Below are 13575 nucleotides of genomic sequence, written 5' to 3' on the forward strand. Positions count from 1 at the left end.
AGCTCAATGGGTAAGAGGTCTGCGAGTGTTTCAACTTGATTGGGTTTATAACTGTTGATGATATCGAGGGCTTGAGAAACGTGCATAAAAAAATCCGATAAACAAGGTCTATCGGATTTTTACATAAAGGTAGGATCATTCAACTGATCTGCCGATTAAAGTCTTAACTGATCGGCATTAGGCTAAATTTAGCCTCTTTTTTTATTTCTCATTTAGCTTTGTTTTGATTGCGTGAGCCAACTGCTCAAAACGCTGCCTCAACGGCGATCCCGGCCGATAAGCTAATACTAAGCGGCGTGAAGGCTGCGGGTTGACCGCTTTAAGGTAACAAACGCCATCCTTCTCTTTGACATCTGGTAAAGAGAGCTCAGGTAACAGGGTAATTCCCCCCCCCGCTGCGACCATATTACGCAGCGTCTCTAAGCTGGTCGCTTTAAAACGTTCGTCATCTTTTGCGCCTGCCGCAAAACAGAAACCTAAGGCTTGATCGCGTAAGCAATGACCGTCACCTAAAGCCAATACCGTTCGCCCTTTCAAATCCAACATACTTACTTCACTTTTTGCAGCCCATTCATGCCCACTAGGCACGGCAATACTCAATGCTTCGTCATACAGATCAATCTCTTTAAAGTGAGCCGTTTCCGCAACGGAGGCCAACACTAAACAATCGAGTTTTCCATCTTCTAACTGGCGCACAAGCTGTTGGGTTTGCGCTTCGTGTAAATAGAGCTCCAGTTCAGGAAATTGCTCTTTTAAAAAAGGCACAATACGCGGCAAAAGGTAGGGGCCTAAAGTGGGAATGAATCCAATATGGATAGGACCACTCATCGAGCCACCCTGGCCGCTAGCCATATCTCTGAAGGTTTTGATTTCACTTAAAATACGCTTGGCCTGATCGACCAATTGCAGGCCCGAATCGGTGAACAATACTCGGCGACTGCTGCGCTCTAATAATACCGTTCCCAACTCATCCTCCAGTTTGCGGATCTGGCCACTGAGTGTCGGCTGGCTCACAAAACAAGCTTCTGCTGCTTTACGAAAATGTTTATGTTCAGCTAATGATACTAAGTACTCAAAATCACGAATGTTCATCTTCAATCTCAATAGAATCCACCTATCAAAACCATAGCATCAAACGATTGGAGCTATCAAAGGTTTTCTTCCATAATGGCTTCAACAAATGAGAGCAGCAGCTCTTAAAATCATAACCTAACTTAGAAAATCACAAGGAAAATAGAATGTTAGTATCTAAAGAAGGCCAAGCGGTACCACAAGTCACTTTCCCTACTCGTCAAGGTGATGCTTGGGTTAATCTCACAACAGATCAATTATTCAAAGGTAAAACCGTTATCGTATTTAGCTTGCCAGGTGCCTTCACCCCAACCTGTTCATCAAGCCACTTGCCGCGTTACAACGAACTGTACCCGGTGTTTAAAGAGCATGGCGTTGATGACATCCTATGTGTTTCGGTGAACGATACCTTTGTGATGAATGCTTGGAAAGCAGACCAAGAAGCAGAGAATATTACTTTCATTCCTGATGGCAATGGCGAATTTACTGACGGCATGGGTATGTTAGTTGATAAAAGCCAAATCGGTTTTGGCAAACGTTCATGGCGTTACAGCATGCTAGTCAAAGATGGCATCATCGAAAAAATGTTTATCGAAGCTGATGAACCGGGTGACCCGTTTAAAGTATCAGATGCTGACACTATGCTGAAATACATTGCACCTAACTATAAAACACAAGAATCGGTTACCGTATTTACTAAACCAGGTTGCCCATTCTGCACTAAAGCAAAACAACTCTTGATTGACCACGGTCTTCAATATGAAGAAGTGGTATTGGGTAAAGATGCAACCACAGTGAGCTTACGAGCTATCACAGGCCGTACCACCGTTCCGCAAGTTTTCGTTGGTGGTAAACACATCGGCGGCAGCGAAGAACTAGAAGCTTACCTGGGCTAATCACGCCTGCCCTAGGAAAATCTTCCTAGGGCATCCTCCTCATTTAGACTCAATGACAGCATTATTAAATGTTGCCATCGACTATCCACATTCCAAATTTAGAGAAAGCGATGATGAAACAGTTAAACGTTGATGTAGCCATTATTGGTGGTGGGACCGCAGGACTCGGCGCTTATCGTGCAGCAAAAGCACATACGACTAGTGTCGTCATGATCGAAGGTGGCCCATACGGAACCACATGCGCTCGCGTCGGCTGCATGCCATCTAAGTTACTGATTGCGGCCGCTGAAAGCGTCCATCACATCCACAAAGCTCCTGCTTTTGGTGTTCATCCTCAGGGTGAAATTGTCATTAATGGGCGTGAAGTGATGGCGCGCGTAAAACGTGAGCGTGACCGCTTTGTCGGATTTGTGCTTGAAGGCGTTGAGGAGATCCCCGCTGAAGATAAAGTTTCAGGCTACGCTCAATTTATCGACAACCACACCCTACAGGTCGACAACCATACACGAATCAACGCCAAGCGGATTGTGATTGCTACTGGTTCTCGCCCAGCCTACCCCGCGGTATGGCATGAACTTGGCGATCGCTTAATCATTAATGACGACCTATTTGAGTGGGACGACTTACCGGAATCTGTTGCCGTATTTGGCCCGGGGGTTATTGGCTTAGAACTAGGTCAAGCCTTACATCGCTTAGGGGTAAAAGTGAAGCTGTTCGGCATTGGTGGACAAGTTGGCCCATTAACCGACCCTGATGTGATGGCTTACGCCGATAAAACGTTTAAAGAAGAATTCTATTTAGACGCTGACGTTAAAGTGGAAAGCATGAAACGCATTGCTTCTCCAACAGGCCAAAACGACAAAGTTGAAATCCAATTCATCAACCGTGAAGGGCAGCTCGAGACATTTGTCGTTGGCTATGTGTTGGCGGCAACCGGTCGTCGCCCGAACGTAGATAAATTGGCAATTGAAAATACCGATGTAGCCCTTGATGAGCGTGGCGTACCAGCGGCCGATTACTATACGCTGCAAACCTCTGTAGACAGTATTTTCATTGCTGGTGATGCCAGTAATCAACTGCCACTGCTTCATGAAGCAGCCGATCAAGGTCGTATTGCAGGGGATAACGCTGGCCGCTACCCAGATATTCGTGCAGGGCTTCGTCGTTCCTCTATCTCAGCGGTTTTTTCAGACCCACAAATTGCGATGGTCGGTGAATCCTACAAACAGCTAACCACTCGTTTGGGAAATTGTGGCTGTTTTGCTATCGGTACTGTGTCGTTTGAAAATCAAGGCCGTTCACGCGTCATGCTGCGCAATAAAGGGTTATTGCATGTGTATGGCGAACAAGGAACAGGGCGATTTTTAGGCGCTGAAATGATGGGGCCGAATGCAGAGCACTTGGCTCATTTACTGGCGTGGGCACATCAAAATCAGATGACGATTTCACAGATGTTGGATATGCCTTTTTATCACCCCGTAATTGAAGAAGGCGTGCGCACCGCGCTGCGTGACCTAAACGCGAAACTTCATTTGGGCCCTGAGATGATCAAGCATTGCATGGACTGCGGTCCGGGCTGTTAACCTTAAATATCCATTCATGCGGTCGCCCTTGTGCGGCCGTTTTTTATACGCTTTAGTTTCAGCCACGCCTTAGACTCACACCTTCGCGCACGTTATACTGCCGTTATTTTCTCTTTAATGAACGCGCTTATGCCTTGCAATAACTGCCAATCTTCGTGGTTTTGGAAAAAAATCGGCCGCTGCCAACGTTGTATGGATCAGCTCACTGTTTTGTCAGTTGGGTGCTGGCTTGTGTGGTGGTGGTTATGCAGGGAGAACCCTAAAACCATTGAATCGATCAGCTTGCTAATAGCGGGCTTTGCCTTTAACGGTTTGCTGTTTTTACATCTGTGGATGAAGTTTGTGGTACTCCCTTGGCGTAAGCGGCAAGGGCGCGACAAATAAAAAGCTAAAGAGCACAAAAGAAAAAGCCCCAGAACCAATAGTAGGTTTGGGGCCTTCTTAGATTCTTCTAAGAAAAAGCAGTGGTACAGTTATAGACCACGCTTTTCTTAAATTGTTCCGTGATCATTCGATCTTTTTGAGATCTTTTTCCAAGGCATCATTAACGGCAATGATCGCGTTGGTAATCAACGTATTAAGCGACGTTGACTCGCTTGATGATCTGCTCAACCAAATTGATCTCAAGCGCCACTTCATCACAAGCGTGCTGTCGTGGGCATTGTTCACAATCTTTAAGCACTTTCTCTGGCAGTAAGCTTTTTGAGGTTGGAATAAAATCATGCTTCATGAAAAACTCTGGCGTTCGAGTCAGAACAAACACTTTCTTAATCGCCATTTGCCGCGCTTTATTCACCAAATACGAGACGATCGCTTTTCCTTGTCCTTGACCTTGCCAACCTGCTTCTACACCAAGCGAACGAATTTCAGCCAACCCAGAGTCATAGACATATAACGAGGCGCATCCCGTCACTTCACCATGGTGTTCCGCCACGGCAAATGAACCAATATCGCGCACCAACTCATTGCGTGAACGGGGCAAGTTTTCTCCCATATTAGCCCAATAAGTGACCATACTTTCTAGCGTTTCAATATCCGTCAAACGGGCAGGACGAACTTTCACCGCCGTGGTGTCACGTTTGTCTAAACGCGCTTTAGCTTGATCAACCGCATAGGCCACTTGTTTTGGCGAAACGCCACCTAAAGCGCTGCGTTTTTCTAAGCAAGATTCAATGGTGAGGATCGCATAAACATCATCTTCAATGACCGACGAAAACTCTTTAAGCTCGGCAAGGGTCAGTTCTTCAAGCGCACACCCTTTCGCAATCGCGCCAACCACCGCTACGCCCACAATATGGTGCGCTTCACGGAAAGGGATCCCTTTGGCGACTAAATAATCAGCTAATTCGGTAGCATTGGCATAGCCTTGTTTGGCCGCTTCTAAAGTCCGTTCGGTTTTAATTTTGATGCCATCAAAGCAAAGCGCAGCCATTTCCATGCAGTCGTTCCAAGTATCCAGCGCGTCAAACAGCCCTTCTTTGTCTTCTTGCATATCTTTGTTATAAGCCAATGGTAAGGCTTTGACCGTCATCATCATGCCCGCAAGCGAGCCATAAACACGGCCAGTTTTGCCACGGATCAGCTCTAATGCATCAGGATTTTTCTTTTGCGGCATCAAGGATGAACCCGAAGTCACGGTGTCAGCCAGTTCGATAAAACCAGACTCACCCGAGTTGTAGAAGATCATATCTTCCGCCAAACGCGATAAATGCAGCATCGAGATCGACGCCACCGACATCAATTCCATCACGTGATCTCGGTCAGATACTGAATCGAGCGAGTTGCGCGTGGCACGGCGAAACCCTAAATAATGAGCAAGCTGTTCACGATCAATCGGATAGGCCGTACCTGCCAGCGCGCCGGAGCCAAGCGGACAAGTATCAAGGCGCTTAATCGCATCATTTAAACGAGAGTAATCACGCTCAAACATTTCAACATAGGCCAAACACCAATGCGCAAAGGTCACTGGTTGCGCACGTTGCAGGTGGGTATAACCGGGCAAAACCGTCGCTTGGTGCTGCTGAGCAACCGACACTAATTTCGTTTGCAGGCGATCTAACCCCAACAGTAATTGCTGACCTTGCTGGCGGCACCACAATTTTAAATCGGTCGCGACTTGGTCATTACGAGAGCGCCCAGTGTGCAGCTTTTTGCCTAAATCACCCACTTTGCTGATCAACTGCTGCTCAACCCAAGAGTGAATATCTTCTGCATCAGAGCGTAAGATCTGCTCAGGATCTTCCATCACTTCCAGTTTGAGTTCGTTGAGCGCAAGTTCTAGTTTTTGCTGCTCCTCTTCGCCCAAAACATTCACTGACACCAACGCCTTTGACCATGCTATAGAGCCCACAATGTCTTGTTCAGCCAATCGGTAATCAAAGCGAAGTGAATCGTTGAACTCTTTGAACCTCGTGTCTGCTGCTTGGGTAAATCTACCGCCCCATAATGCCATTGCGTATCTCCTGCTCTTAGGTCGCGACTGAGCGTGACCACATCAAATTGCTCAATCATTTTTATAATAAAGATCGCTACTAGAGCGATCTTTTATTGTTATTTTTGTGTCTCTACCTTGGGGGTTAACCTAAGCTTTATTCTTCTTTGCTTCGTTCAATGCTCTGATCCGGCTTGCCAACGAATAGAGACGAATGAAGCCGCCTGCGTGGCTTTGGTCATACACAACATCTTCACCAAAGGTCGCAAACTCTTCCGAGTACAAGCTGTTTTCCGAACGTTTTTGCGTCACTGTCGCTTGCCCTTTGTAAAGCTTCACAACCACTTCACCATTAACATCGTGTGCCAGCTCATCGGCTGCGGCCATGATGGATTTACGCAGCGGAGTGAACCAACGGCCATCGTATACAAGATGCGACGCTTTGACACCCAGTTCTTCACGAAATTCGAATGAGGCTTTATCGAGCACTAACTGCTCAACAGCACGCAACGCTTCCATCATGATGGTGCCTCCTGGGGTTTCATAACAACCACGAGACTTCATACCAACCAAACGGTTTTCGACGATGTCGATACGACCAACGCCGTGTTTAGAGCCTTTCTCATTAAGGTAAACGAGTGCGTTGTAAGGCGTCATCAGCTCACCATCGACGCCAACGACTTCACCTTTCGCGACCTGCAGTGTGACAAACTCTGGTTCATTTGGTGCTTGTTCTGGATCTACAGTCCATACCCAGCAATCCTCATTAGGGGCGTTCCAAGTACTCTCAAGCACGCCACCTTCGGTCGAAATGTGCCACGCGTTCGCATCACGCGAGTAAATTTTCGTCAATGAAGCGGCGCAAGGAATGTTACGCTCAGCAAGGAAATCAAGACACTCTTCACGACTCACGATGTCCCACTCACGCCAAGGGGCAATCACATGTAAATCAGGCGCTAGGGCTGCAAACGCACCTTCAAAACGCACTTGGTCATTACCTTTTCCCGTACAGCCGTGACACAGCGCATCAGCACCCACTTTACGCGCTACTTCGACTTGCGCTTTGGCAATGATTGGGCGAGCCATTGACGTCCCAAGCAGGTATTTACCTTCGTAATAAGCGCCTGTTTTTAGTGTTGGGTATATGTATTCAGCGACCATCTCTTCTTTAAGATCGACCACATAACACTCTGACGCGCCAGACGCTTTCGCTTTCTCTTCAATGCCGACCAATTCTTCTTCACCTTGGCCGACATCGGCAACAAAGGCAACCACTTCACAATCGTAGTTTTCTTTTAACCACGGAATGATTACCGAGGTATCTAGACCGCCAGAGTATGCGACAACGACTTTATTGACTTGAACCTTGCTCATCTTACTTTCTCCATTTCCCGGCGCTGCGCTTGGCGGTCAGTGCTCTGGGTGATTAATTACTTACAGCTGTTATCAACAACTGATTAAATACGTTTATTGAGGTAAAAATTGGGTCCCGATACTTTCGCCCGCAAACAATTTGCTGAGCTTATCTGGGTAACGCCATGTCGCCACTTCAATCGGGCGACCTAAATCATTTGCCGCTTCCAGCGCCGCTTTCACTTTGACAATCATGCCATCCGTGATCACTTTGCCTTTAATCAGCGCATTGGCCTGCTGCTCATTGAGGCTCGACAACAAATGGCCTTTGCCATCCAGCACGCCGCTCACATCGGAAAGCAGAACGAGTTCTGCATCCAATGCGCCAGCCACTGCAACGGCTGCTTGATCGGCGTTGACATTCATCATTTGGCCATCAGCAGTCAGGCCAATCGAGCTGATAATAGGCAAACCACCAGCGGCTAAAATCGCTTGCACGATTTGTGAATCACCAGGAGAAGCCTTGCCCACTGCGCCGAGTTCTGGATCCAACTCTTCGACTTTGCATAACCCGCCATCAGCGAGCGATAAACCAACCGCATTTAAGCCATCTTTAATCGCTTGCCCTTGCAGCATTTTGTTGGCTGTCCCAGCCAGCGCGCCTGCAATCAGCGGAATTTGATCATAAGGCGTGACACGCAAACCTTCTTTCTTCACGGTTTTTAGTTGTAATTTCGCCATCAGGTCATCGACGAGATAACCGCCCCCGTGCACGATGACAATTCGTCGCTGAGCTTGGGCTTGATACAGTGCGATTGCGCCAAACAGTTTGCTTAGCGTTTCAGAACAAGACAGCGCCGCGCCGCCTAACTTAATCACTAATGGATTTTGCTTTGTATCTGTCATATTTAACCCTTACGCTTGGTGCGTTACACCAAAGCCGTTAGCTCAGAAAAACCGTAATGAATATTTAAACACTGCATCGCTTGGCTCGATGCCCCCTTTAATAAATTATCGATCGCGGACACGACGATAATATGCTCACCTTGCACTCGCCAACCGAGGTCGCAAAATGGTGTAAATTCAACATCTTTGATGCTCGGCAAGGTTGATTTGAGCCGAACCGCTGGTTTGTTAGCGTACGCCTTCTCAAAAGCATGGCTGACTTGTTGCTCTGAAATACCTGATGCAAGCTTCATCGTCACGGTGGCCAAAATACCGCGTTTGAAATTCCCTAAGTGAGGCGTAAAAATCACATCACATCCTAAATGGGCGACGATTTCAGGTTGGTGGCGATGAGTAAACACGCCGTATGGCTGTAAACTCACTTCACAAAAACTGTTGGTTAATGTCGCTTTTCTGCCCGCGCCTGTGACACCACTGGTGGCATTAATCACCGGCCATTGAGTTGTATCTAACAAACCCGCTTCAACCAAAGGCTTTATCGCAAGTTGCGATGCGGTTGGATAGCAACCCGCAACAGCGATCAATTGGCTCTGCTTAATTGCCTCACAATTCCATTCCGCCAGTCCATAAACCGCGTTTTCTAACCATTTAGGGTGTTGATGTTTAAAACCATAGTAATTTTGGTAAAAATCATCACCTTTGACGCGAAAAGCACCAGAAAGGTCGAAAACTTGACAATTTTGCGCAAGAAAAATAGGCGCGAGATCATGGCTCACCTCATGAGCCGTAGCTAAAAACACCACATCACATTGGCTTGCAACGCTCACCGGATCCATTAATGGTTGTACCTGCATGTCGACAATACCGGAGAGTTTGCCATGCAGCTCAGCCATTGGTTTTCCAGCATCTAGGCTATTGGCGGAAACGTATAAACCTGATAGCGTGAGTTGTGGGTGTTTTTGCACCATATACGCCAACTCAGCGCCGGTATAACCGCTAGCTCCGATAATTGTGGTTTTCAACATCTCGTGACATCCAATTTCAAGGTAAAAAAGACAATCTAAAAATGACTATAAATTTCAAAAAAGACACTTAACTCGGTTTTTTATTCACACAAAGTGATTTAATATGTTTTTTACCTTCTCGCAATTACTCTGTCAATACTAGGAGCAAAGATAATATGCAATTACCCAGTTTTCTTGAGGTTTACCAAGGTCTGATTTCAACCTCTTCCATCAGCTCCACAGATGCTCGTTGGGACGAAGGTAACCAGAATGTGATTGATAAATTGGCAAGCTGGTTTTCCAGCTTAGGGTTTGTAGTCGACACCATTGAAGTCGCGCCGGGAAAATACAATTTAGTGGCGAAGAAAGGGTGCGGCGAAGGTGGCCTACTGCTCGCGGGGCACAGTGATACCGTTCCATTTGACGAAGGACGTTGGAATTTTGAACCACACGCGTTAACGCAAGCCAATGATCGTTTCTATGGCTTAGGCACGGCAGACATGAAAGGCTTTTTTGCTTTTATCTACGAAGCGGTGAAAAAAGTCGATTGGAGTAAACAGAGTAAACCGCTGTATGTGTTGGCTACCTGTGATGAAGAAACCACTATGCTCGGCGCGCGTCATTTCACTGAACATGCACCATTTCAACCGGATTACTGCATTATTGGTGAGCCGACTAGCCTTGTGCCCATCCGCGGCCATAAAGGCCACGTAGCCAACGCTATTCGAGTGACAGGAAAATCGGGCCACTCGTCTGATCCTGCTCTGGGCGTAAATGCCATCGAAATCATGCATGAAGTGCTGTTCGCGTTAATGCAACTGCGCGACAAATTGATCAAAGAGTACCATCACCCAGGCTTTGCCATTCCTCACCCCACTTTGAACCTCGGCCATATCCACGGTGGCGATAGTCCAAACCGCATTTGTGGCTGCTGCGAATTGCATTACGATGTGCGCCCGCTGCCCGGCATGAGTCTAGATGGGCTCGATAACTTGCTGCGCAATGCACTGAATGAAGTCAGTGCAAAATGGCCCGGTCGCATTGAGATTACCGCGCTGCATGATGCGATTCCGGGTTATGAATGTCAGCATGATCACCCCTTTATTGGCAACATTGAAGAGATTTGCAATACCGCTTCACAAACCGTGAATTACTGTACTGAAGCACCGTTCTTACAACAATTATGCCCAACACTGGTACTCGGCCCAGGTTCGATCGATCAAGCGCATCAACCGGATGAATTCCTAGCGTTTGAATTTATTGATCCAACCATCTCGATTTTGTCCAAAGCAATGTATAAATACTGCTTCTAGCCTACCAAGCTTACTCAAGCGATAAATGCCTGACCGGGTTTCTACGGTCGGGCATTTTTGTAATAAAATTTCAGTAATTTACGCCAATTATTCACCAAATGATCACGTTCAATAACATTCAGCAATAATCGTAAAAATAGTCGGCTTTATTTGACTCTACAGGGATCTTTTCGCTAGATTGTGTACTTAGCAAGGAACAATGGATGTAATTTTTTTACAAGGCAGGATGACAATGAACGAAAAATACGCTGCGCTCAAAAGTAACGTGAGCATGCTTGGCCGTTTGCTGGGCAACACCATTCAGGACGCCCATGGTGACGTTATCTTAGAGAAAGTGGAAACCATCCGAAAACTTTCAAAATCAGCCCGTAATGGCAATCAAGCCGACCGAGACAGCTTGGTTGAAGAGATCAAAAACCTTCCCAACGAACAGCTCACCCCAGTAGCGCGGGCATTCAACCAATTTCTTAACTTAACCAACATGGCCGAGCAGTACCACACCATTTCACGTCACTGTGAAGAACATGTGTGTGAGCCTGATGCGATTAATTTACTGTTTACTAAACTGAATCAAAATAAAATCAGTAAATTGGATGCTGCTCAAGCGGTACGCGATCTCAATATCGAGTTAGTGCTAACGGCTCACCCAACCGAAATTACACGCCGCACGATGATCAACAAGCTGGTGAAAATTAACGAGTGTCTCTCCAAGCTTGAACTCAGTGACCTTTCATTTAAAGAGCGCCAAAAAACCGAACGCCGTTTAGAACAGTTGATCGCGCAAAGCTGGCATTCAGATGTGATTCGTAAGCAGCGCCCTACGCCACTGGATGAAGCAAAATGGGGCTTTGCGGTGGTGGAAAATTCTCTATGGCAAGCCGTGCCTGATTTTCTTCGTGAATTTGATGAGCACCTCACCAACTACTTAGGTGAAGGGCTACCAATTGATGCACGCCCTGTGCATTTCTCTTCGTGGATGGGCGGCGACCGTGATGGTAACCCCTTTGTGACTCATAAAATCACTCGTGAAGTAATGCTGCTTTCTCGCTGGAAAGCGGCCGATCTCTACCTAGGTGATATCAATGAGCTGGTCAGCGAACTGTCGATGACCAAATGCAGTGACGCGCTACGCGATCTGGCTGGCATAGATGAACACGAACCTTATCGCGCCATTCTCAAACGCCTGCGTGAACTGCTCAGCGAAACACTGGAAGTGTTGGATGCCAAGATCAATGGCCAACAACTGGCACGCAAAGCACCGCTGCAAAATATCGCACAGTTGTGGGAACCGCTTTATGCCTGCTACCAATCTTTACATCAATGCGGCATGGGCGTCATTGCCGATGGCTCGCTGCTTGATACTCTGCGCCGGATTAAAGCGTTTGGTGTGCATCTTGTACGTTTGGACATTCGCCAAGAGAGCACTCGTCACTCTGATGTGATCTCCGAGCTCACCCGTTATTTAGGCATTGGTGATTATGACCAGTGGAGCGAGCAAGACAAAATTGCGTTTCTCACCAATGAGTTGAGTTCAAAACGTCCTTTGTTACCTCGTGACTGGCAGCCTTCAGAAGCGGTACAAGAGGTGATCGACACCTGTAAAATCGTTGCTTCTCAGCCTCGCGAAGCCTTTGGTGCTTATGTGATTTCGATGGCTCGTACCGCATCAGATGTACTTGCCGTACATCTATTGTTGCAAGAGTGTGGCTGCCCTTATCGCATGGACGTTTGTCCACTGTTCGAAACTTTGGATGATTTAAACAACGCAGAAACGGTGATCCGCCAACTAATGGGCATTGATCTCTATCGTGGCTTTATTCAAAACCACCAGATGGTGATGATTGGTTACTCTGATTCCGCTAAAGATGCAGGTGTAATGTCCGCCGGTTGGGCGCAATACAGCGCAATGGAAGCTTTGGTTAATGTCAGTGAAGAGGCCGGAATTGAACTGACACTATTCCATGGACGTGGCGGCACCATTGGTCGCGGGGGCGCTCCAGCACATGCGGCACTGCTTTCACAACCACCCAAAAGCTTAAAAGGTGGCTTGCGTGTGACGGAGCAAGGCGAAATGATCCGCTTTAAACTTGGTCTACCAGAAGTAGCGGTCAATAGTTTTACGATGTACGCCAGCGCCATTTTAGAAGCGAACCTGCTGCCACCACCAGAGCCAAAACAAGATTGGCGCGACTTAATGGAGGTATTGTCTGAAGTCTCTTGCGAAGCGTATCGCCATATTGTTCGCGGCGAGCCGGACTTTGTCCCGTACTTCCGCCAAGCAACGCCAGAGCTAGAGCTGGGTAAATTACCGCTCGGTTCACGTCCGGCTAAACGCAACCCTAATGGTGGGGTCGAAAGCTTACGTGCAATCCCGTGGATCTTCTCTTGGAGCCAAAACCGACTCGTGCTGCCAGCCTGGCTAGGTGCGGGAGAAGCAATTCAGTTTTCTATCGATAAAGGACACCAAGCACTGCTGGAAGAGATGTGCCGTGAATGGCCATTTTTCTCAACGCGTTTAGGCATGCTAGAGATGGTTTACTCCAAGTGCAACATTGAAATCTCACGCTATTACGATGAACGCTTAGTCGATGAATCGTTACGCCCGCTCGGTGAGCGTTTGCGTTCTCAATTACAGAAAGACATCAAAGCGGTGTTAAATGTAGAAAACAATGAGAACTTGATGCAAAGCGATCCTTGGGGTCAAGAGTCAATCCGTTTGCGCAATATCTATGTTGAGCCATTAAATATGCTGCAAGCAGAGCTGTTGTACCGCACTCGCCAAACCGAAACCGCACCAGCAGAGTTAGAAGAAGCCTTAATGGTGACTATCGCGGGTATTGCAGCAGGAATGCGTAACACAGGCTAAGTAACAGCATTTTATTTCACAAACTAGCTAAAAGGCCGCCTCTGCGCGGCTTTTTATTTTAAATCACAAAAATTATTGAGCATATTATCAGTTTTTTAAGCTAAACTAACAAAGTATTCTACTTTATGCTTATTATTTAGATATACTACTGC

General features: G+C 47.0%; 10 protein-coding genes. 5 read left to right on the forward strand and 5 right to left on the reverse strand.

Translation table 11 applies throughout. The features are described 5' to 3' along the window. Nucleotides 1–201: 201 nt before the first annotated feature. Complete coding sequence (gene oxyR / locus AACU59_RS17010) at nt 202–1092, reverse strand: DNA-binding transcriptional regulator OxyR (RefSeq protein ID WP_026027425.1); 891 nt, start codon at nt 1090–1092, stop codon at nt 202–204. 146 nt (nt 1093–1238) lie between these two features. Here oxyR and AACU59_RS17015 point away from each other — a divergent pair, with 146 nt between their 5' ends. The 3 genes from AACU59_RS17015 (at nt 1239) to AACU59_RS17025 (ending at nt 3934) form a co-directional block, all read left to right on the forward strand. Next, nucleotides 1239–1967 (forward strand): redoxin family protein, encoded by a 729-nt coding sequence (locus AACU59_RS17015; protein WP_013855882.1) that lies wholly within the window; start codon nt 1239–1241, stop codon nt 1965–1967. A gap of 113 nt (nt 1968–2080) precedes the next feature. Next, the gene (locus AACU59_RS17020) at nt 2081–3550 is read left to right on the forward strand and encodes a dihydrolipoyl dehydrogenase (RefSeq protein ID WP_094145733.1); all 1470 of its coding nucleotides are present in this window, start codon (nt 2081–2083) and stop codon (nt 3548–3550) included. 129 nt (nt 3551–3679) lie between these two features. Beyond that, nucleotides 3680–3934: a DUF3624 domain-containing protein gene (locus tag AACU59_RS17025; protein WP_013855880.1), complete on the forward strand. Its 255-nt coding sequence runs from the start codon at nt 3680–3682 to the stop codon at nt 3932–3934. Between the two features lie 193 nt (nt 3935–4127). Here AACU59_RS17025 and argH read toward each other — a convergent pair whose 3' ends face one another. The 4 genes from argH to argC all read right to left on the reverse strand — a co-directional run bounded on the left by argH (nt 4128) and on the right by argC (nt 9265). After that, on the reverse strand, nt 4128–6002 hold the full coding sequence (gene argH, locus AACU59_RS17030; protein ID WP_094145731.1) for an argininosuccinate lyase: 1875 nt from the start codon (nt 6000–6002) through the stop codon (nt 4128–4130). 129 nt (nt 6003–6131) lie between these two features. Further along, nucleotides 6132–7355: an argininosuccinate synthase gene (locus tag AACU59_RS17035; RefSeq protein WP_094145732.1), complete on the reverse strand. Its 1224-nt coding sequence runs from the start codon at nt 7353–7355 to the stop codon at nt 6132–6134. A gap of 93 nt (nt 7356–7448) precedes the next feature. Beyond that, nucleotides 7449–8240, reverse strand: coding sequence for an acetylglutamate kinase (argB, locus tag AACU59_RS17040; RefSeq protein ID WP_010317663.1), 792 nt, complete (start codon nt 8238–8240; stop codon nt 7449–7451). A 23-nt stretch (nt 8241–8263) separates the two neighbouring features. After that, entirely contained in the window at nt 8264–9265 is a 1002-nt protein-coding gene (argC, locus tag AACU59_RS17045; protein ID WP_017049213.1) for an N-acetyl-gamma-glutamyl-phosphate reductase, read from the reverse strand. A 155-nt stretch (nt 9266–9420) separates the two neighbouring features. Between argC and argE the strand changes: the two genes are divergently transcribed. Both argE and ppc read left to right on the forward strand, forming a co-directional pair. Beyond that, nucleotides 9421–10557, forward strand: a complete 1137-nt coding sequence (gene argE, locus AACU59_RS17050) for an acetylornithine deacetylase (protein WP_010317659.1) — start codon at nt 9421–9423, stop codon at nt 10555–10557. Between the two features lie 232 nt (nt 10558–10789). Beyond that, nucleotides 10790–13423: a phosphoenolpyruvate carboxylase gene (gene ppc / locus AACU59_RS17055; protein ID WP_026027891.1), complete on the forward strand. Its 2634-nt coding sequence runs from the start codon at nt 10790–10792 to the stop codon at nt 13421–13423. The last annotated feature ends 152 nt before the right edge of the window (nt 13424–13575 follow it).

The sequence above is a fragment of the Vibrio sp. V23_P3S9T160 genome (genome assembly GCF_963886625.1).
Lineage (GTDB): Bacteria > Pseudomonadota > Gammaproteobacteria > Enterobacterales > Vibrionaceae > Vibrio > Vibrio anguillarum.